General features: G+C 63.5%; 18 protein-coding genes and 1 tRNA gene. 7 read left to right on the top strand and 12 right to left on the bottom strand.

Features of this window, described 5'->3' with window-relative positions:
* Positions 1–8: 8 nt before the first annotated feature.
* The 4 genes from idi to mvaD all read right to left on the bottom strand — a co-directional run bounded on the left by idi (position 9) and on the right by mvaD (position 4,978).
* Positions 9–590 (bottom strand): isopentenyl-diphosphate Delta-isomerase, encoded by a 582-nt coding sequence (gene idi, locus S4A8_RS02445; protein ID WP_353218886.1) that lies wholly within the window; start codon positions 588–590, stop codon positions 9–11.
* A gap of 6 nt (positions 591–596) precedes the next feature.
* Positions 597–2,873: a hydroxymethylglutaryl-CoA reductase, degradative gene (locus tag S4A8_RS02440; protein WP_353218885.1), complete on the bottom strand. Its 2,277-nt coding sequence runs from the start codon at positions 2,871–2,873 to the stop codon at positions 597–599.
* A gap of 90 nt (positions 2,874–2,963) precedes the next feature.
* Complete coding sequence (locus S4A8_RS02435; protein ID WP_353218884.1) at positions 2,964–3,989, bottom strand: mevalonate kinase family protein; 1,026 nt, start codon at positions 3,987–3,989, stop codon at positions 2,964–2,966.
* A gap of 2 nt (positions 3,990–3,991) precedes the next feature.
* Complete coding sequence (mvaD, locus tag S4A8_RS02430; protein WP_353218883.1) at positions 3,992–4,978, bottom strand: diphosphomevalonate decarboxylase; 987 nt, start codon at positions 4,976–4,978, stop codon at positions 3,992–3,994.
* A gap of 161 nt (positions 4,979–5,139) precedes the next feature.
* On the opposite strand from mvaD, the gene S4A8_RS02425 reads away from it, so the two are divergent.
* Positions 5,140–6,630, top strand: a complete 1,491-nt coding sequence (locus S4A8_RS02425; RefSeq protein ID WP_353178858.1) for a hydroxymethylglutaryl-CoA synthase — start codon at positions 5,140–5,142, stop codon at positions 6,628–6,630.
* 37 nt (positions 6,631–6,667) lie between these two features.
* Here S4A8_RS02425 and S4A8_RS02420 read toward each other — a convergent pair whose 3' ends face one another.
* The 3 genes from S4A8_RS02420 to S4A8_RS02410 all read right to left on the bottom strand — a co-directional run bounded on the left by S4A8_RS02420 (position 6,668) and on the right by S4A8_RS02410 (position 9,013).
* Positions 6,668–7,708 (bottom strand): NADP(H)-dependent aldo-keto reductase, encoded by a 1,041-nt coding sequence (locus S4A8_RS02420; RefSeq protein ID WP_353218882.1) that lies wholly within the window; start codon positions 7,706–7,708, stop codon positions 6,668–6,670.
* 40 nt (positions 7,709–7,748) lie between these two features.
* Positions 7,749–8,633 (bottom strand): phosphoribulokinase, encoded by an 885-nt coding sequence (locus S4A8_RS02415; protein WP_353178855.1) that lies wholly within the window; start codon positions 8,631–8,633, stop codon positions 7,749–7,751.
* Between the two features lie 128 nt (positions 8,634–8,761).
* Positions 8,762–9,013, bottom strand: coding sequence for a hypothetical protein (locus S4A8_RS02410; protein ID WP_353218881.1), 252 nt, complete (start codon positions 9,011–9,013; stop codon positions 8,762–8,764).
* 24 nt (positions 9,014–9,037) lie between these two features.
* On the opposite strand from S4A8_RS02410, the gene dctP reads away from it, so the two are divergent.
* Complete coding sequence (dctP, locus tag S4A8_RS02405; protein WP_353178851.1) at positions 9,038–10,066, top strand: TRAP transporter substrate-binding protein DctP; 1,029 nt, start codon at positions 9,038–9,040, stop codon at positions 10,064–10,066.
* A 180-nt stretch (positions 10,067–10,246) separates the two neighbouring features.
* Here dctP and S4A8_RS02400 read toward each other — a convergent pair whose 3' ends face one another.
* The 5 genes from S4A8_RS02400 to thiS all read right to left on the bottom strand — a co-directional run bounded on the left by S4A8_RS02400 (position 10,247) and on the right by thiS (position 14,968).
* Positions 10,247–10,708 (bottom strand): GNAT family N-acetyltransferase, encoded by a 462-nt coding sequence (locus S4A8_RS02400; protein ID WP_353218880.1) that lies wholly within the window; start codon positions 10,706–10,708, stop codon positions 10,247–10,249.
* Positions 10,709–10,976: 268 nt separating this feature from the next.
* The gene (locus S4A8_RS02395; protein ID WP_353178849.1) at positions 10,977–12,260 is read right to left on the bottom strand and encodes a TRAP transporter large permease; all 1,284 of its coding nucleotides are present in this window, start codon (positions 12,258–12,260) and stop codon (positions 10,977–10,979) included.
* Positions 12,261–12,305: 45 nt separating this feature from the next.
* On the bottom strand, positions 12,306–12,926 hold the full coding sequence (locus S4A8_RS02390) for a TRAP transporter small permease (RefSeq protein ID WP_353218879.1): 621 nt from the start codon (positions 12,924–12,926) through the stop codon (positions 12,306–12,308).
* A 292-nt stretch (positions 12,927–13,218) separates the two neighbouring features.
* The gene (trmB, locus tag S4A8_RS02385) at positions 13,219–13,902 is read right to left on the bottom strand and encodes a tRNA (guanosine(46)-N7)-methyltransferase TrmB (RefSeq protein WP_353218878.1); all 684 of its coding nucleotides are present in this window, start codon (positions 13,900–13,902) and stop codon (positions 13,219–13,221) included.
* Positions 13,903–13,969: 67 nt separating this feature from the next.
* Positions 13,970–14,968, bottom strand: a complete 999-nt coding sequence (thiS, locus tag S4A8_RS02380; protein ID WP_353178844.1) for a sulfur carrier protein ThiS — start codon at positions 14,966–14,968, stop codon at positions 13,970–13,972.
* Positions 14,969–15,181: 213 nt separating this feature from the next.
* On the opposite strand from thiS, the gene S4A8_RS02375 reads away from it, so the two are divergent.
* From S4A8_RS02375 to S4A8_RS02355, 5 genes are all read left to right on the top strand, one after another.
* Positions 15,182–17,461: an AsmA family protein gene (locus S4A8_RS02375; protein ID WP_353178843.1), complete on the top strand. Its 2,280-nt coding sequence runs from the start codon at positions 15,182–15,184 to the stop codon at positions 17,459–17,461.
* Positions 17,427–18,035 (top strand): SRPBCC family protein, encoded by a 609-nt coding sequence (locus S4A8_RS02370; protein ID WP_353218877.1) that lies wholly within the window; start codon positions 17,427–17,429, stop codon positions 18,033–18,035. Before S4A8_RS02375 ends, S4A8_RS02370 begins: the two co-directional genes overlap by 35 nt.
* Complete coding sequence (gene mutY / locus S4A8_RS02365; RefSeq protein WP_353218876.1) at positions 18,007–19,086, top strand: A/G-specific adenine glycosylase; 1,080 nt, start codon at positions 18,007–18,009, stop codon at positions 19,084–19,086. Before S4A8_RS02370 ends, mutY begins: the two co-directional genes overlap by 29 nt.
* Positions 19,083–19,355, top strand: coding sequence for an oxidative damage protection protein (locus S4A8_RS02360; protein ID WP_353178838.1), 273 nt, complete (start codon positions 19,083–19,085; stop codon positions 19,353–19,355). Before mutY ends, S4A8_RS02360 begins: the two co-directional genes overlap by 4 nt.
* Before the next feature lie 81 nt (positions 19,356–19,436).
* Positions 19,437–19,512: transfer RNA gene (locus tag S4A8_RS02355), tRNA-Phe, on the top strand.
* Positions 19,513–19,577: the final 65 nt, after the last annotated feature.

Below are 19,577 nucleotides of genomic sequence, written 5' to 3'. Positions count from 1 at the left end.
GGCGGCAATTAATCGGCGAGTACGCGCTCGACGGTCGCCCAGTGATCGGCCCGAATACGCGGCCATTCGAGTTTCAGCCAGGGCGTGTAGCGCTCGGGATGCTCGGCCAATTCGTGATCCAGGGTGTCGGGCGTAACCGCCTGGCTGGCCGCGATCTCGTTGGCATTGGTGGTCACCGGCGTATCCGATTTTGCGATATAGACCGAGCACAACTCGTGTTCGGCGCCGATGCTGCCGAAATGGGCGTGGTATTCGAAGCGATATAAAAATGTGAGTTCGGCGCTTACGCCCAGTTCTTCGTGCAAACGCCGGCTGGCGGCATCGTCGACGGTTTCGCCGCGACGCGGATGGCTGCAGCAGCTGTTGGCCCAGTAGCCGCCCCACAGCTGTTTACCGGGCGCGCGCTGCTGTAGCCAGACCCGGCCCATATCGTCGAACAAAAAGATGGAAAAGGCGCGATGCAGTACGCCATCGCCTTCGTGGGCAGCCGCCTTGGGTTTGTAGCCGAGTACGTTGTCGTCGCTGTCGACGAGGATGAGCGGCTCGTCGTCGAACGACACGATCGGGGCGGTGGAGTCAGGGTTGGACATGAAGGCTCAACGAATTTCGGTAATGAATGTGTTGTAGCCCGCGCTGCGCATGGCGGATGCAATCGCCTGGCAACGCTCGGGCTCGCTGATCGCGATCATCGCGCCGCCGCCACCGCCGCCGGTGAGCTTGGCGCCCAGCGCGCCGTTGTCGCGCGCGATTTGCACCAGTTCCTCGATTTCGCGTGACGATACCTGCAGGGCATTGAGCAGGCCGTGGTCGATATTCATCAGTTCGCCCAGTTCGGCGAGATCGCCTTTGCGCATGGCCTCGGCGCCAGCCAGGGCCAGCGCATCGATCTGCGAAAAGATGGATTCGTAGCGCTCGGGGTTTTTCTGCCAGGCCGCGCGTACGCTGCCCACCGTCTGCATGGTGAGCGTGGCCACGCCCGACAGCCCGATGACCACCGGGATCGGCCGTGGCGTGGTCAGGTCCTGGATATCGGCACGGCTGTTGGCGTCGTCGCGCCGAAACAGGATCGGTTGGCCAAAGGTGGCCAGGGTATTGTCGATGCCGGATGGCGTGCCGTGGGCGATCTTTTCGCAGTCGAAGGCCAGGCTCGAAATCTCGCGTTCGCTGATCGAAATATCGAAACAGCGTGCCATCGCCCGGATGACCGCTACCGCGAGTGCGGCCGAGGCGCCCAGGCCATTGGCGCGCGGGATATGCGGAAACACATCGATACGCATGCCGCGATCGGCCACACCCAGCCGCTCGGCGATGAGCGTGATCGAGGCATGCAGCGAGCTGATCGCGCGTTCCGGTTCGGCCAGGCGCATTTCCACGCCCCAGCGCGGGATCACCAGATCGATATGATCGGCCTGGGCAGTGACTTCGGCGCGTACGTGCAGCGGAATGGGCGCGGCGATCGCATGCCGGCCATAGACCACCGAATGCTCGCCGAGCAGGATGATCTTGCCGTAGCCGATATCGCCGGCGGTATCGGCATGTTCGATGACCGGCTGGCGTTGTGTTGCGCCGGTCGCGGCGTCGCTTGCGGTGTCTTCGAGTTCGGCGATGATCTCGCGTGCCTTCCAGACCTTGATATCGCCGGCGGCGATCAACCGGTCGACCACGTCGTCGAAGATCGCGGCATCCGCGCCTGCGGCCATGGCCACGCTACGGGCATGCAGCGTCATGTGGCCGCGCTGAATGCCGTGCGTGGATAGCGCCTTGATCGCGGCGAAGTTCTGCGCGAGGCCCACCGCGCCCATCACCTGGGCCAGCTCCGCGGCCGATTCGATGCCCAGCACGCGATGGGCGATACGCACCGCCTGGTTGGATTCGACCTGGCCGCCGACCGTGCCCACCTTGAGCGGAATTTCGAGTTCGCCGACCAGATCGCCTGCGGCATTGGCGTACCAGCGGGTCAGCGAGCTGTAGCGTCCGGTACGCGCCGCATGGGCATGGGCAGCAGCCTCGATCGCGCGCCAGTCGTTGCCGGTGGCAATCGCCACGGCATCGATGCCGTTCATGATGCCCTTGTTGTGGGTCGTGGCCCGGTAGGGGTCGATTTCGGCGAATTCGTTGGCGAGGATGATGCCGTCGCGCACCTCTTCGCCCGAGTAATCGCCGGCGGCCAGCCGATCGGTCGGAATCACCGCCTTGGCCCGCACCAGCGCGCGATCGGTGAGGTTCGACAGAATCCGCAGAAACACCTGCCCGCCGGAGATCTTTTCCACCAGCGGGGCCGCGCCCTCGCACATGGTGTTGACCAGATTCGCGCCCATGGCATCGCGGGTGTCGACCAGCAGATGCACCACCAGCATGTCGCCGTGCGCGGCGGTCGTGCCGTGGGTATGGACCTCGATCTCGCGCGCGCCGCCGCCACGGGCGACCATGTTCGGATGCAGGCTGTTGGCCAGCTCCAGAATCTCCTGGGCGTTCTGCAACAGCGCCTGACGGGCATGGGCGACATGGGGCACGCCCACGACCTGAATCTGGCCGATCAGCAGCGGGCGCTCGGCCTGGCTTTGAAAACCGCCCGCACCGCGTACGATCTTGGCGGCCGAGCTGACCGCGGCGATGATCGACGGCTCTTCCACAACCATGGGCACGAGATAGTCGCGGCCGTTGATCTGGAAATTCAGGCCCAGGCCCATGGGCAGGCCGAATACGCTGATGACGTTTTCGATGAGCCGGTCGGCCTGGCTGGCGTCCATCATGTGGCTGCCGTCGACGAGCATCTCGTATTCGCGTTCGTCGATCACCTCGCGCTCGAGTAGAACACGCAGCCGATTGGCAACGGAAAACTTGTAGAACGACGGTATGCGGGAATGGCTCATCGCAGTCGAAGGCGTATGTGGCAGGGGCAAAATCGCGGGCGCGCGGGCTGGCGCACAGCAAACAGGGGCGCAGTTTATCGCAGACGCGCCTCAGCCCGCCGATTGTCGGGCGTGGCAGGCCACGCCGGGGGCCGCAAAACCCAGATTCACGATATGCGCGCCGGCCTGTTCGAGTGCGCCGCGCAGGCGTGTTTCGTTGGCACCGCGCCGGGTGAACACCAGCCCGACATCGCCGCCACCCGCACCGGAGGTCTTGAATATGCCGCCATGCCTTGCCGCCAGTTCCGCCAGCTGAAAATGCTGCGGTGTGACGATGCCGGCGCCCGCGGCGCTGTCGAGCCGACATAGCGCAGCAAAATAATCGCCGGCCAGGGCAAGAAACGCAGCCGTATCGTCCAGGCTATGGGTGACGGCCTCGGCCAGTGCGCGCAAATCCGCCATGTATTGGGCATGGGCGTGCGGCGCGCGCTCGCCGTAGTCGGCTACGCGTTGCACCAGATCCGGTGTGCTCGCGCCGGTGCCGGTGACCACCACGAATGCGGCGAGATCGGTCGGCCAGGGCAGCGGTATCGGTGTCTGATCGCGGGTATAGCTGATCAGACCGCCATAGACCGCCGCAGCGACATCGCCGCCGCTGCCGCGCCCGTTCTGGGCATCGCGATGGGCCGTGATTGCGCGCTCACACAGCGCGGCCTTGTCCAGCGATTCGCCGCTGGCCCGCGACAACGCCGCAGTGAGTGCCGCGGCCACGGCCGCGCTCGAGCCCAGACCGAGTTTGTGACCGTCCTGGGCGAAATCGGTGCTGTCGATCGTGACATGCCGTGGGGCAAGGCGTGCCCCGATTGCCACGGCACTGTGCGCGCGTACGGCCTCGAAGACGGCAAGCCGTTGGCGCGTGGCGCTATCCAGCTCGGCGCGCGTGGGCAGGTCGGCGCCCAGATCGAGCGCTTCGATGCCGAGATTCGCCGCGGTCAGGCGCCAACGACCATCCGGCGCGGGCGCGATGGTGACCTGTACCCGCCGGTCGACCGCGCTCAAAAGCGCCGGCGCGCCGTCGAGTACGGCATATTCACCGATGAGAAACAGTTTGCCGGGGGCGCTGGCTTCGATATGCACGATCAGTCGAGCAGGTGGGCGCCCGGGCCGAGGCCGCTGATACGCGTATCCAGCACGCCCGGCACCTGGGCCAGAACCGCGGCCACCCGAGCCGTGTGTTCGGGTGCGCACAGGGCCTTGACCTGGGGCCCGGCATCGATCGTGAAATACACCGGTGTGCCGGCGTCGCGCAGTTCGCGTATCGCATGCATGGCGGCCACGGTGGCGGCGTTCCAGTAGATCAGCCCGGGCCGGGTCGACAGCATCAGCCCGTGCAGTTTGAGGCAGCTCATTTCGGCGAGCGCGCCCACGGTTTCGAAATCGCGGGCGGCGATCGCGGCGCGCATTGCGGCCAGATCGTCTGGGGCGTGTTTGACCCAGGCATCGTAATAATCCGAGCGCGTATCGATTGCGCTCATGCCGGTGGTGGAGTTCACAGCTTTGCTGTTGCGATCGGTGATCGCGACCACCACCTCGAGCGGCCATTCGTTGGCGGCGAGCAGGGCTTCGGCGTACGCGTCTTCGCCGTCGTCGGCTTCGCCGCGATGCATTTCCACGATGCCGCCGAATATCGAGCGCGCGGCCGATCCCGAGCCCTGGCGGGCCAGAATCGAGAGTGCGCGCGGACTCATATCGAGCCCGGCCGCACGGCTGCCGGCCAGGGCCAGCGCGGCATAGCCCGAGGCCGACGAGGCCAGACCCGCGCCGGTGGGGAAGTTGTTCCAGGATTCCACCCGAGCCCGGTAATCAATGCCGGCGCGCGCGCGGATGAGATCGAGAAAACGCGTGAACGGGGCGGCGTCGACCTTGCGCCCGCCGATATCCACGCTGTCGCGTTCGGCGCCGGCATGAAAGCCCACGCGGGTATCGGTATAGAGCCCGTCGAGGGTAATCGAGATCGAGCCCACCGCCGGCAGATTGAGCGCGGCATCGCGTTTGCCCCAGTACTTGATCAGGGCGATGTTGCTGTGCGCGCGGGCAGTGACAGGCGAAATCGGTGCAGCAGCCATCGGGCGAGTTCCAGGCCGGTCGAAACCAGGTGAGAGGATACGCGAAAGCGCACACAGGGCGCAGGCCGGGCAGGGCCGTACAGGGTGCAGCATTTGCTAGCATAGCGGCATTCAAACTGGCCTGCCGATAATCGGCACAGCCGCGAAGACAAGAGATCGCGATGCCTGGAATCAGTGGACTGGCGCTTTATCTGCCGCCCTATCGTGTACAGCTGGCCGACTGGTGCGAATGGAATGACCAGCCCTGGGACAAGATTCGTAACGTGGTCGGGCGCAGTTTTCGTATGCGCGGCCCGGAACAGAGCGTGTATACACTCGCCGCGAATGCCGCCTGGCGCTTGATTCAAGCCTACGATATCGACCCGCGCGAGATCGGCTATCTGGCGCTGGGCACCGAATCCTCCAGCGATAATTCGGCCGGCTCGGTGATCGTCAAGGGCATGCTCGATGACGCGCTCGCCGCCCACGAGATGCCGGCGATGTCGCGCGAATGCGAAGTGCCGGAATACAAGCATGCCTGTCTGGGCGGCGTGTATGCGATGAAGGGCGCGCTGCGCTATCTGGCCACCGATGGGGCCACGCGCAAGGCGATCGTGATCTGTTCGGATATTGCTGAATACGAGCGCGGCAGCAGCGGCGAGCCGACCCAGGGCGCGGGCGCGGTGGCGATGCTGCTCGAGGCCGAGCCGCAACTGTTGCATGTGGATCTGGCCGGCGCGGGCAGCGCCTCGGATTATCGAATGGTGGATTTTCGCAAGCCGTTCGCGCGTTTTCGTGGTCAGCCCAGTCGTATCGATGGCCAGATGCAGGATCTGCCGGTGTTCAACGGCCGCTATTCGACCAGCTGTTATATCGATGCCACGCGTCATGCGATGAATGCCTTGCTGGCGCGCCAGCACGCACGTTGGCCCGATTACTTTCACGATGTGGACGCCGTGTTCATGCACCGGCCGTACCACAAGATGCCGGCCTCCGGCTGGGCCATGGCGTATCTGTTCGCCCTGGCCGAGGGCGATGACGCCGCGCGCGCCGAGCTGCGCGACTACTGCGCACAGGCCGATATGGACTACGACGCCGTGCTCGCCGAGATCGGCGGGGCGGCGCCGGATATGCGCGAGCGCGTGCATGCGGGCCTGAGCGGTGACGATGCCTTCCCGCTGGCCTCGCTACTGCTGCGTTATCTGCGCAGTACCGACCTCTGGAAGACGCTGGTCACCGGCAAGCTGTCGCTGGGCAGCGAAATGATGCGCGATCTGGGCAATCTCTATACCGCGGCCCTGCCGGCGTGGCTGGCGGCCGGTTTCGTGCAGGCGCTGCGCGAAAATACCGATCTCGACGGCCAACGCTGGCTGGCGCTGGGCTATGGCAGTGGTGATGCCGCCGAGGCCCTGCCCATGCGCGTGGCCGACGGCTGGCGCAACGCCGCCGAGCGAATCAATTTCATGGCCGCGCTCGGTGATCCGCTCGATCTCGACCAGGATCAGTACGTGGCCCTGCACGACGGGCGCGTGGCCGCGCTCGATCCGGTGCCCGCGCATGACGAGTTCGTGGTCGATGCGATCGGCGCGCGCGACGAGCCGGACTTTCGCGACGTGGGCATCGAGTACTACCGCTATGTCGCCAACGGCCATACGCGCAACCGCAGGCGCTGATTACGCCTGCGGTGCAACATGACGCCCGTGCCGGCGCCTAGGGGCAGGGGTTGGGATTGTCGGCGTGAATCGCCTCGATCGACTGGATGAGCTCGTCCGATAGCTCGATATCGGCGCTGGCGATATTGGTTTCCAGCTGTTCCATGGTGGTCGCGCCGATGATGTTCGAGGTCAGAAAGCTGCGGCTGTTCACATAGGCCAGCGCCATCTGGGCCGGGTCCACGCCGTGCTTGCGTGCCAGCGCCACGTAATCGGCGGTCGCCTGTTGGCCACGGGCGTTGGTATAGCGCGAGAAACGCTCCCAGCGGGTCAGGCGTGCGCCTTCGGGCATGGCGCCGTCGAGATACTTGCCGGTCAGCATGCCGAACGCCAGCGGCGAATAGGCCAGCAGACGCACATCCTCGCGTTCCGCGCATTCGGCCAGGCCGATCTCGAAGGTGCGGTTGAGCAGCGAATAGGGGTTCTGAATGGACACCACGCGTGGCAGGTTTTCGTTTTCGGCCGCGCGTAGATAGCGCATCAGCCCCCAGGGCGTTTCGTTGGACAGCCCCACACAGCGGATCTTGCCTTCCTCGACCAGGCGGCCCAGTTCGCCCAGCGTTTCCTCGATGGGTACGGCGTCGTCGTCTTCATTGTGGACATAGCCGCGCTTGCCGAAGGTGTTGGTCGCGCGATCCGGCCAGTGCACCTGATACAGATCGAGATAATCCGTATGCAGCCGATCGAGGCTGGCTTCCAGCGCGCTGCGGATCTGTTTCGGCATCAGGCGGGTTTCGAAGCCATCCCGCAAGTAGTCCATCTTGGAGCGGCCGGTGACCTTGCTGGCCAGCACCACGTCGTCGCGCCGGCCGGAGGCGGCCAGCCAGGAGCCGATGTATTCCTCGGTGCGGCCCTGGGTATCCGCCTTGGGCGGCACGGGATACATCTCGGCGGCATCGATGAAGTTCACGCCCTGATCGAGGGCATAGTCGATCTGGCGGTGGGCTTCGTCCTCGGTGTTCTGTTCGCCGAAGGTCATGGTGCCGAGCGCGATACGGCTGACGTCGATATCGCTGCGGCCGAGTTTGCGGTATTGCATGAAAGTCTTCTTTACTGGCGTGTGATGTGTTCTGGCGTGCTCAACGGGTGAGCGCGGCTTCGCGCTGTTCGAGCAGGCGTCGGATGATCGGCCCGATGATGATTTCGATGGCCATGCGCATTTTCGTGCCGGGTACCACCACCGTATTCGGGCGCGACATGAACGACCCATGGATCATGGTCAGCAGATAGGGAAAATCAACCGCCCAGTGGGCCGGATCGCGAAACCGGATCACCACCATGGATTCGTCATCGTTGGGGACGTCGCGGGCCACGAACGGGTTGGAGGTATCCACCAGCGGCACGCGCTGGAAATTGACATCGGTGCGGGTGAACTGAGGGGTGATATAGCGCACGTAATCGGGCATGCGTCGCAGGATCACCTTGGCGACATCTTCCGGCGCATAGCCGCGCACATCGATATCGCGCCGGATCTTCTGGATCCATTCGAGGTTGATGGTGGGTACCACGCCGACCATCAGATCCACATGCTGGGCCACATCCACCTGATCGGTGACCACGCCGCCGTGCAGTCCTTCGTAGAGCAACAGTTCGGTATCGGACGCGATCGGTTCCCAGTCGGTGAATGTGCCCGGTTCGCGGTCGAACTCGGCGGCTTCGATTTCGTCGTGCAGATAACGGCGGGTTTCGCCGGTGCCGCGATCGCCGTATTCGGCAAACAGCCTTTCCAGACGATCGAGGCGGTTGGCGCCCGGGCCGAAATGGCTGAAGTTCTCGCCCCGAATGGTGGCCCGTCGTACCGCCTTGGCCATTTCGCGCCGGCTGTAGGCATGAAACGCATCGCCATCGATATAGGCCGCGCGCACATGCAGGCGATGGAAGATGTGCTCGAATGCAATACGCGCGGTCGACGTGCCGGCACCGGAGGACCCCGTCACCGCGACGATCGGATGGATCACGGACATGTTGCGATAACTCCCAGTACTGCGGCCCGTACCATAGCCAATCCAGCCGCTGCGAGCGATGCGTCGCGACGACCGCGACGCCGTGCGCGGCCCGCCGCAGCCGCTACCGGCCGCGATAGAGAATGGCATTAAAAAACGAGCGTACCCCCAGACGACAGGTTTGCCGTCGGATCGACAAACGCGGTTTGTCGATTACTCACCATACCACTGCCATGCGCCGGATCGCAGTGTACTGCCGTCTTGCGGCAGGCCTTTTGCATGCACTCGTTATCAGGCCGCAAAGACTGTGCCGCCGTGGCGTAGCCGTTCGCATCGATCGTGCTCGTGTTGCGCTGCAGCTTGACAGGAACCGGTCTATACCATTTAGTGAAACCACTCATTCAGAATCCACGAAGGGGGATTTTATGCGGCTCAAAGCCATCGGTTTAGCCATTGCATTCGGGCTCGTCACGGTTGCGGGCGTGGCAAATGCCGAAACCTGGCGCTTCGGTCTCGAAGAGATTGAAGGCAGCGTCCAGTACGAATATGCCAAGGAATTCAAGGAGCGCATCGAGGAAAAGAGCGGTGGCGATATCACCGTGCAGTTGCTGCCCTACGGCAAGTGGGGTTCGAGCTATTCCGCGCTGTATGACGCCATCCAGAACGGCGCCATTCAGATCGGCTTCGGTTCGGGCTTTCTGGGCGGTACCGTGCCGGAGAGTCAGCTCATGAGTCTGAACTTCGTCATGCCCGACGATCAGCTGGAAACCGCCGAAGTGCTCAACTCCGATGCATTTCTGAAAAGCGATGCCTGGCAGAAGTCGTTTAAGGATCGTGGCCTGGTGCCGCTGGCCGAGCTGCCCGAGGGTTATCAGGTATGGACCGCGAACCGCGAAATCCGTACCCCGGATGACATGAAGAACCTGCATATCCGCGTGATGGACAACAGCCTGTTGCGTGCGACCTATCGCGCCTACGGTGCTGCGCCGATCACCATTGCCTACGGCGAACTCTACAGCGCGCTGCAGCAGGGCCAGGCGGATGCCAACATCCAGCCGGTGTTCGCGCATGAAGAAATGGGCTTCTACGAAGTTCAGGACTACATGATCTTCGCCAACCAGTCGCAGTTCGTGGCCAACATGATCGGCAACCTGGACTGGTGGGACAGCCTGTCCGCCGACCAGAAGAAGATGGTCGAACAGACCACCCAGGACCTGGTCAAGGTCGGCTACGACATCCAGAACAAGTTCAATGACGAGCGTCTGGATACCATCAAGGAAAAAAGCGATATCAAGATTATCGAACTCAGCGACGACGAGCGCGCCAAGTTCGAGGAAAAAGCCAAGCCGGTACGTGACACCTACGTAAAAGACGTGGGCGAACGCGGTCAGGCTTCGCTTGATGCGCTGCTCAAGGCCATCGACGAGCACAAGAGCGACAGCGACAGCCAGTAAGGCTTCGTTGCGCCTGCCCGGTCGACCTGATCGGGCGTCATAATGAAAACCCGGGCAGTCCGCTGCCCGGGTTTTTTCATGTCCGGGGCAGGGCGAGCGGTTCCTGAACGCGGCGCCGTTTCCTTGACGACCGCGTTGTAGCGACGGCCGTCCGTTGTACGCGCGCGAGCCCGGGGGAACTCACCGTTTGTAGCGCCTATGCAGCGCCTCCGAGCGGGGATCGCTGGCGGCAGGTGATGCCTCCACAAAACCCAGGCGCCTATACAGCGCGATCGCTGCTTCGTTTTCACGGAATACGTTCAACGAGATCGTTTCAGGCTGCCTGCCCAGGGCCCAGCGCAGTAGCCAGTATGCGAGTTCTAGGCCGTAGCCATGGCCTCGATGCGCCGGTTTGACGATCAGGCGCGCGAAATGAAGACGGCTTTCCGGTTTGGGTACAAGCTGTCCGAAGCCAATCAATTCCTGCGTATCGGCCAGACAGAAAGGGTAGGCATGGGCCCATTCAATTTGTTCGGCCAGCTTCGTCTTGTCGATCGGATACGACACCCGCGGGCCCGCCCAATGCCGACACTGCAGCGCCGAGCCGATCCAGGGGATGACCTCGTCGAGATCGGCTTGCCCTGCCGAACGAAGTGTGGCCACGCTAAAGTTTTTCTTGCACCAAAAATGCGCCCCTTTACGGGGCGCGATTATTAACCCGGCACCCAAACAGCTGGCTCTGTCAGCCGTTTTCAACGCGATTGAAAATCAAGGCCGGCACGTGTCCGTCCTTGATTTTCAATAGCTTCGCGGCCGTCGGCCGCGGCGAGTACGCTGTGGCGCACTCGCGTTATTAACCCGATAATTCATCTATGTGTGCCGGGTTAATAACGTGCGCATCGTTGCGTGTAGGCGGCGTTTGCCCGTGCCGCTATTGCCCGCCGATCGAGGGCAGGAACAGCGAGATTTCCGGGAACAGGATCAGAATGAAGGTCGCCAGCATGAGGATGGCGATGAACGGCGGTGTGCCGCGGATCACGTCCATATAGGGCCGACGGAATACCGCGATCGCGGTAAAGATATCGCAGCCGAAGGGCGGCGTGGCCGAGCCGATGGCGGCCTGCAGGGTGACGATTACACCCACATGCACCGGATCGAGCCCGGCAGATTGCACCAGCGGCTTGAAGATCGGCACCAGGATCAGAATCACCACGATCGGATCGACAAACATGCAGCCGACGAAGAACGCGGCCGCGATCAGCAGCAGGGCAAGAATCTTGTTGTCGCCGATGGCATCGATAGCCGGCCCGAGCAGCTGTTCAGGCACGCCGGCGGTACCCAACGTCTGCGAAAACGCCGCGCCCACCGCCACCAGGATGAACACCACGGCAGTGATCATGCCCGTCGACAGTGCCAGCGAGCCGAGATCGCGAATGGAAACCTGGCGATAGATGATGACTTCGAGCACCAGCGCATAGGCCACGGCGATGGCCGAGGCTTCCACGGCGCTGAAATAGCCACCATAGATACCGCCGACCACCAGCACCGGAAAGCCCAGCGGCAGGATGGTCTTGCGCAGCGCGGTAAAGCGCTCGCCCCAGCTGGCCTTGGGCTCGGCGGGGATGTCCTGAATGATGGCGCCGATATAGCAGTAGACGGAGAACATCCCCAGGATCAGCAGCCCCGGCAGGATGCCGGCGAGGAACAGATCGCCGATCGAGGTCTTCATGACCACGCCGTAGACGATGAAACCGATCGACGGCGGAATCAGCAGGGCGATATCGGAGGCGTTGATGATCAGCGCCAGGGCGAACTTGTCCGGATAGCCCTTGGCCAGCAGGCGCGGGCGCATGGGCCCGCCCATGGCCACGACCGTGGCCTGGGTGGAGCCGGACACGGCCCCGAATAACGCACAGGAGGCGGCGGTGGTAATTGGCAAGCCGCCGCGCATATGGCGGGTAAAGGCATCCACCAGATCGAGCAGCCGATTGGCGGTATGGCCCTTGGTGAGAATATCGGCAGCAAAGATGAACATCGGTACCGCGGCGAGCACCCAACTGCCCACGCCGTTGATCATCCAGCTCACGGCCTGGTCAGGGCCGAAGAACGTCATGCCCGTGAACATCATGTAAAGCGTGCCCGCGGCCAACGGCACCATCATGGGAAACCCGAGCATCAACAGCACGAGCATCAGCAAACCCAACCACATCAACATGCGCTATCCCTCGTCATCATCGTTCCCAGTCCAAGCGCTCGGCACTCAAATACCGTGCGGCTCATCGCTGGTATGGGTCTGGCCGCTGTCGTCGATCGGCACGGCGGAATATTCTTCTTTTTCGTTGAACGAGCGGTAGATATCGTCGCTGACCAGATTGCGAATGATGGTCAGCAGATACTGCACGCCAGCCAGCGTGAAGCCGATGGGCAGGGCTAGGTTCACCGTCCATAGCGGCACGCCCAGCGATGAGCTCGCACGGCCGCGTTCGTAAAGCGTCATGTCGTACTGGGCGGATTTGTAGGCGAAGTAGAACATTAGCGCGCCGGTGCCCAGGCAGATGATGATCAGCAAGGTCTTGCGCAGCCCGCCGCTGAGCTGATCGTAAATGGCCGACATGCTGATATGGCGTGCACAGCGTGCGGCATAGCCGACCCCGACGAAGGTCATGACCACGATGAGCATTTCGGTGACTTCGTAGGTGCCGGGAATACCCCGGTCGAACAGCAGGTTGCCGACGACATGCGCGCTCATCAGCGCAGCCATGATCAGTACGCTGCCCGCTACCACCACGCGCTCGATCCAGCCGAATGTCTGGTCGATCGCATTGAGTATCGATAGAACGATATTGCGATGCCCGGCCTCAGCGGTTGGGTTTTCGCTCATGTGTGCTGCCTCGTCTTCATTTTCCCATCGTCGGCCTGACCTGCCCGGCCGATTGCCCCCAAATCACAGGGCACAGCGGTTGCGAACCGGGGCCTTGTGCCTGCGCGGCTTGCCGCGCCATTGATTGACGGTACAGGCATCCCGCGCACTGCGCTACTCGCCATTCGGCCAACGTCGGTATGCCCGCGGCGCTCGCGCAACTGGTTTTAAAGCTAGCAAAAGCGATGCCAGACGCGGGGCGCGTGAGCCCGAAAACGGACGGCACGCGTGCTGCTCGACGCGGGGAAAGTGGTCAGGGCAGGCGGCGGTACGCCATATCGAATACGGCATGTCCCTTGCGCAGGGCGCGCGCTTCGAAGCGCGTTCCCGTTCGCGGGGGATCGCTTACGAAGCCGTCGCGATCGCCGACGTTCTCGAACGATTCGTGGGCATCGAGCACGTCGCGCATGTGTTCGGCGTAGTTCGCCCAATCCGTGGCCAGGCGCCACAGGCCGCCCGGTTTGAGCACCCGCGCGATCTCGCTGGCGAAGCCGGGCTGTACGATCCGGCGTTTGTGGTGGCGCTTCTTCGGCCAGGGGTCGGGAAAGTAGAGCAGCACCTGATCGAGGCTGGCATCGGCAAACCCGGCCGCCAACACCTCCACTGCGTCGAGATTGAATACGCGTACGTTGGTCGCGCCAGCGGCGTCGAGCGCGCCGAGCAGCCGCCCCACACCGGTGAGATAGACCTCGATACCGATGAAGTCTTCGTCCGGGTGACGTGCGGCCAGATCGGACAGTACCTCGCCGGCGCCGAAGCCGATTTCCAGCGTACGCGGTGCGTCGCGGCCGAATTCCCGTGCCCAGTCGACCGGTGCATCGGGCATGGTCAGCCCATAACGCGGCCAGAGCACGCCGAGGTTTTTCTGTTGGCCGCTGGTCAGACGGCCTTCGCGGCGTACGAAGCTGCGGATACGGCGTTCGTGCGTCGTGTTCACGTCATGTCATCCTGGCAAATGCGGCGCGCCGCGCCCGATCGAACCAAGCTGCGAATGACGACACGCCCTAGAACGGCAGGTCGGTCATCGGCGAAGAGGCCGAGGCATAGCGTCGGCGCGGCATGCGCCCGGCCAGAAAGGCCATACGCCCGGCAATGACCGCATGGCGCATGGACTGGGCCATGAGTACCGGTTTGTTGGCATGGGCGATGGCCGAATTCATGAGTACGCCGTCGCAACCCATCTCCATGGCAATCGATGCGTCCGAGGCCGTACCCACGCCCGCATCCACGAGCACGGGCACGTTCGCGTTTTCGACGATCTCGATCACGTTGTAGCGGTTCTGGATACCCAGCCCCGAACCGATCGGCCCGGCCAGCGGCATGATCGCGACACAGCCGATGTCTTCCAGGCGGCGCGCGGCGATCGGATCGTCGCTGGTATAGACCATGACCTCGAAGCCGTCGTCGACCAACTGTTTTGCGGCGACCAGGGTTTCGCTCATGTCCGGATAGAGGGTTTTCTTGTCGCCGAGCACCTCGAGCTTGACCAGGTTATGGCCGTCGAGCAGTTCACGGGCCATGCGACAGGTGCGCACCGCGTCCTGGGCGGTGTAGCAGCCGGCGGTATTCGGCAGCAGGGTGTATTTTTCCGGCGGGATGATATCCAGCAGATTGCGTCGCTTGGCCGCCTCGGGATCGTTGAGCGCGGGCGTGCGCCGGATCGCGAGGGTGACGATTTCGGCCCCCGAGGCGCGGATGGCGGCATCGGCCTGGTCGAGATCGGCATACTTGCCGGTGCCCACCAGCAGGCGCGATTCGAACTTGCGTCCGGCAATGGTGAGTTGGTCGGACTCGGCGACCGCCTGACCGCCGCCGATGGCATGCACGATTTCCAGCGTATCGCCGGGCGCGATCATCGTCTGTTGGTAGCGTTCGCGAGGCACGATCTGGCCGTTGTGTTCGACCGCGATGCGTTGCTCGCCATAGCCCAGATCGCTGACCAGCTGCGCGAGCGTGGCGTGCTCGGCGCATTGCGTGGGGGCACCATTGACTTCGATCTGCATGATGTTGTCTGACGTCGTTCGAGAGTGGCGAACAGGCGATCTCGCCTGTCCAGACGCGCTAGAATAACGCGCCTCGCGGTTGCACGCGACTTGCGCGGCACGCAGCCAAGGCGCCATCGTCCGCGAGGAACGCCACGGCGTATGCGTGGTCCATCCGCCGGGTCGGCGATGCATTGCGCGCCGCTTCGATAATTACAGTATGGCCTTGCCCGCATGAAACGTTTTGTCCGGATTCTGCTTGCCGTGTTGGGCGTGCTCGTCGTGTTGGTCGTGGTCGCGATGATCACCTTGCCGCTGATCTTCGACCCCAACGATTACAAGCCGCAGATCAACGCCGCGATCGAACGCCAGATTGGCCGCGAAGTGAATATCAGCGGCGATATCGGCCTGTCGGTCTTCCCCTGGTTGGGCCTGGAGCTCGGCCGGGTCGAGGTCGCCAACGCCCAGGGCTTCGGCGACAAGCCCATGGCCGAAATGAACTCCGCCGAGATCAGCGTCAAGCTGCTGCCACTGCTCGCCCGCGATATCGAAGTGGGTACGGTCAGTCTCAATGGCCTGCGCCTGCGTCTGGCCCGCAATGCGGATGGGCGCAGCAACTGGGCCGATATCAGCGAGCATCTGAGTCAGACCCAGGCCGAAGCCGAACAGGCCGAGCAGACCGAAAGCCCCGACGAGGTCGATCGCAGCACGCGTACGCCGGGCGGTTTTACCCTGGAATCGCTACAGATCGGCGCGATCGATATCTCGGACGCTGCGGTGTCCTGGCGCGATGCCACCACGGGTGCGGACTATCGTCTGAGCGGCGTGCGGCTGGCCACCGGCCGGCTCGTCGACGGTCAGCCGGTTCGTCTCGAGTTCTCCGGCGATCTGGCCGCACCCGCGCAGGATCTGAAAGCCGACTTCAATCTGGTTTCGCGGGTCGAGCCCAATATCGCCGACCAGTTCTACCGCTTTTCCGATCTGAGCCTGAGTGTGCTGGCCACTGGCGAGGCCGTGCCCAACGGCAAGCAGCAGGGCTCGCTGTCCGGCAGCGGCGAATACGATGCCGCGGAAGGCCGACTCAAGCTCTCCGGGGTGACATTCCAGGGCGCGGGTCTGAACGTCACCGCCAGTGTCGACGGCGTAGGTCTGAACGACAAGCCATCCTATGCCGGACGGGTCACGGTTAAACGCTTCGACCCGCGCGCGGTCATGAACGAGCTGGCCATCGACGCGCCGGCCACGCAGAAATCCGGCGCGTTGTCGTCGGCTGGTTTCGATGCCCAGTTCGATGTCAACGGTCAGCGCGCCGAGTTCAAGCAGATCCTGGCAACCCTCGACGACAGCTCGCTCAAGGGCACGGCTGCGGTCGAGAATTTCGAGCGGCCGGCGTTCACGTTCGATCTCGATCTGGACAAGCTCAATATCGACGATTATCTGCCGCCGGGCAGCGCCGAGCAGGCGAAAAGCGAACAGCCAGCCGAAACCGGCGGCGGCGAAAAACAGAAAGCCGCCGAGATCGATCTGTCCGCGCTCAAGGATCTACGCCTGAACGGCCAGCTCTCCGCGGGTTCGTTGACAGCCGCGAATATCGAGGTCACCCAGGCCGAACTCACAGTCGCAGCGCGCGACGGCGTGCTGACGATCGAGCCACTCACCGCCGATCTCTACGATGGCAACGTGCGCGTGAATGCCCGGGTGGATGCCTCGAAGGATACGCCGCGCTATGCCCTCAAGGGCAATCTCAACGGCTTGCAGTTCCAGCCGCTGCTCGAAGACGTGGCCGATACCGACCGCGTCTCGGCATTGGCCAATATGAGCGTGGATGTCACCAGTGCCGGCAAGCAGGTGGCCTCGATGAAGCGCGCCCTCAATGGCCGTTTCAGTTTCGATCTGCGCGACGGTGCCTTCAATGGTTTCAATCTTGCCCAGGTGATCGCTGGCGCACGTGCCCGGCTGGCCGGGGATAAGAGCGCGGACGTCGACAATGGCGTCGGCAGCGAAGAAAAAACGCCATTCAACCGTTTCGCGGCGTCGTTCAACGTCAGCGACGGCGTGCTCGCCGGCAAGGATCTCAATCTGGCCACCGCGGCACTGGAGGCCGACGGTTCGGGCAGCTATGACCTGGCCGACAACGCGCTCGACTACACCGTCGCGGTCAAGGTGCCCGACAATGCCTCCGGCAAGCTCGGCGAACTGGCGGGCTTGAGCGTGCCGATCAAGCTCACCGGCAACCTGATGTCGCCGAACTACAGCCTGGATGTGAAAAGCGCGCTGCGCGGCGCGGCCGAACAGCGCCTGCGCGAGGAAAAGGACGAGCTCAAGGACAAGGTGCGCGAAAAGCTCGAAGAGCGCGGCAAGAAAGTCGACGAGGACACCCGCGCGCGTATCGAAAAAGGCCTGAACAGCCTGTTTGGCGGTAACAAGAAAGCCGCCAAGTCCGATAGCGAGGCCGAAGCCGGTACGCAATCGGATGCCGATGCGCCGCAAGGCAGCGACGATTCCGAGCGGTAAGGCCGGGGCACGCAGGTGCCAGGCGCTGGCCGCGCTCGCGCTATGTATAAGCGCGAGCGCGCCGGCGGTGACCATCGAACGCATGCAGGTCGAACGCGCCGATACGCGCTATACGATTACCGCCGACATGCAGCTTGCAATCGCCCAGCGCCAGGCCTTTCGTGCGGCCAGCGATTACGAACGCCTGCCCGAATTCAATCCGAGCATCATCGAAAGCAAGCGCCTGCCCGGCGACCGGCTGCGTTCGACCATTCGTCTGTGCGTGGCCCTGATCTGCAAGCAGGTCGAACAGGTCATGCGCTATCGGCAAACGCCGCCGGACGCGATCTCGATGCAGGTCGTGCCCGGCGCGGGTGATCTCAAGTCCGGTCACGCAGACTGGCGTTTCAGCAGCGAAGACAGCGGCGCGACCCGGCTGGTCTTCGAAGCCGAGATCGAACCCGATTTCTGGGTGCCGCCACTGATCGGCCCCTATCTGATCGCCCGGGAACTGCGCCGCCAGGCGCGCGTGACCGGCCAATCCATCGAACGGCTTGCCAGCGACTATGACAACGACCGCCCAGACCGCGACTGAGCGCGCGCCGGCCACAATCGCCGATGCGCTGCTCGCCTGGTTCGACGTGCATGGCCGCCACGATCTGCCGTGGCAGCATCCGCGCAGCGCCTATCGCGTGTGGGTGGCCGAGATCATGCTCCAGCAGACGCAGGTGGCCACGGTCATCGATTATTTCAACGCCTTCATGGCGCGCTTTCCCGATGTGTACACGCTCGCCGCGGCGCCCAGCGACGACGTCATGGCGCACTGGGCGGGGCTGGGCTATTACGCGCGTGCCCGTAATCTGCACGCCGCCGCACAGGCCGTGGTGGCCGAACATGGCGGCGAATTCCCGCAGGATGTCGAATCGCTGATGCGCCTGCCCGGCATCGGGCGGTCCACCGCCGGGGCGATCGTGGCCCAGGCGTTTGGCGTCTGGGCGCCCATACTCGATGGCAACGCCAAGCGGGTGATCGCGCGGCTGGCCGCGCTGGAAGCCACGCCCGGCACGGCCGCCTATGAAAAACCGCTCTGGCAACTGGCCGAACGCTATACGCCGCGTACGCGTGTGACCGACTATACGCAGGCGATCATGGATCTGGGCGCCACCCTGTGCACCCGATCCCGGCCGGCCTGCCAGCGCTGCCCGCTGGCCGATCGCTGCCAAGCCTATGCCAGCGCCAGACAGGCGCATATCCCGGCGCCGCGCAAACGCGCCAAACGCCCGCTACGCGAAACCCGTGTGCTGGTGATAACCGATGCCGACAATCGGGTACTGCTGGAAAAACGCCCGCCAAGCGGTATCTGGGGCGGGCTCTGGAGCCTGCCGGAGGTAGCGCTCGACGCCGATATCGCCGAGCAGTGTCAGGCGCAATTCGGGCTGGCGGTCGAGCACATCACAGAACTTGCGCCCATCGAGCATGCGTTTACCCATTTTCAGCTGCGCATTCATGCCACGCGGGTGCATAGCCGGCATGCGACACGTATCATGGATTCTTCGCGGCAATGGTTTGCCGACAGTGCGCGCCCCGGCGTGCCTGCGCCCATTGCCAAGCTTTTGGACAGCCCGCAACACACGCTAGCGCTATGAGCCATACCGTACACTGCGTCAAACTCGATAAAGAGGCCGAAGGCCTGCCGCGGCCGCCGCTACCCGGCGAGCTCGGCAAACGCATTCACGAGAATGTCTCGATGCAGGCCTGGCAGCAATGGATGACCGAACAGACGCGTCTGATCAATGAATACGGCCTGCACCTGGCCGATCCGAAAGCGCGCGAGTTCCTGATGGAACAAACCGAAGAATATTTCTTTGGCAGCGGCCAGACCGCCGAAACGCACTACGTGCCGCCCGAACAATAGGCCGAAAGGGCGCGACCGAGGTTGACGTTAGGCCTCGGGATCGGTTTAATACGCGCTCTCCAAGATCGGATTCCACGATCTGGCCGGATAGCTCAGTTGGTAGAGCATGCGACTGAAAATCGCAGTGTCGGTGGTTCGATTCCACCTCCGGCCACCAACACAAAGACCCATACGGTCCAGCCCGTCCCACACGCCTTGTGTTGACGGGCTTTTTTTTGCTTC

It is taken from the genome of Salinisphaera sp. S4-8 (genome assembly GCF_040361235.1).
GTDB lineage: Bacteria > Pseudomonadota > Gammaproteobacteria > Nevskiales > Salinisphaeraceae > Salinisphaera.
Note: the sequence above shows the minus strand (reverse complement) of the source record. Positions and strands in the feature narration are given on the sequence as shown.

Coding starts and splice junctions, on each gene's coding strand:
- S4A8_RS02375 (WP_353178843.1), top strand. CDS start 15,182: ATGAAACGTTTTGTCCGGATTCTGCTTGCCGTGTTGGGCGTGCTCGTC.
- S4A8_RS02360 (WP_353178838.1), top strand. CDS start 19,083: ATGAGCCATACCGTACACTGCGTCAAACTCGATAAAGAGGCCGAAGGC.
- S4A8_RS02410 (WP_353218881.1), bottom strand. CDS start 9,013: ATGAGTGGTTTCACTAAATGGTATAGACCGGTTCCTGTCAAGCTGCAG.
- dctP (WP_353178851.1), top strand. CDS start 9,038: ATGCGGCTCAAAGCCATCGGTTTAGCCATTGCATTCGGGCTCGTCACG.
- thiS (WP_353178844.1), bottom strand. CDS start 14,968: ATGCAGATCGAAGTCAATGGTGCCCCCACGCAATGCGCCGAGCACGCC.
- S4A8_RS02415 (WP_353178855.1), bottom strand. CDS start 8,633: ATGTCCGTGATCCATCCGATCGTCGCGGTGACGGGGTCCTCCGGTGCC.
- mutY (WP_353218876.1), top strand. CDS start 18,007: ATGACAACGACCGCCCAGACCGCGACTGAGCGCGCGCCGGCCACAATC.
- mvaD (WP_353218883.1), bottom strand. CDS start 4,978: ATGGCTGCTGCACCGATTTCGCCTGTCACTGCCCGCGCGCACAGCAAC.
- idi (WP_353218886.1), bottom strand. CDS start 590: ATGTCCAACCCTGACTCCACCGCCCCGATCGTGTCGTTCGACGACGAG.
- S4A8_RS02440 (WP_353218885.1), bottom strand. CDS start 2,873: ATGAGCCATTCCCGCATACCGTCGTTCTACAAGTTTTCCGTTGCCAAT.
- S4A8_RS02425 (WP_353178858.1), top strand. CDS start 5,140: ATGCCTGGAATCAGTGGACTGGCGCTTTATCTGCCGCCCTATCGTGTA.
- S4A8_RS02395 (WP_353178849.1), bottom strand. CDS start 12,260: ATGTTGATGTGGTTGGGTTTGCTGATGCTCGTGCTGTTGATGCTCGGG.
- S4A8_RS02370 (WP_353218877.1), top strand. CDS start 17,427: ATGCGCCGCAAGGCAGCGACGATTCCGAGCGGTAAGGCCGGGGCACGC.
- S4A8_RS02420 (WP_353218882.1), bottom strand. CDS start 7,708: ATGCAATACCGCAAACTCGGCCGCAGCGATATCGACGTCAGCCGTATC.
- S4A8_RS02390 (WP_353218879.1), bottom strand. CDS start 12,926: ATGAGCGAAAACCCAACCGCTGAGGCCGGGCATCGCAATATCGTTCTA.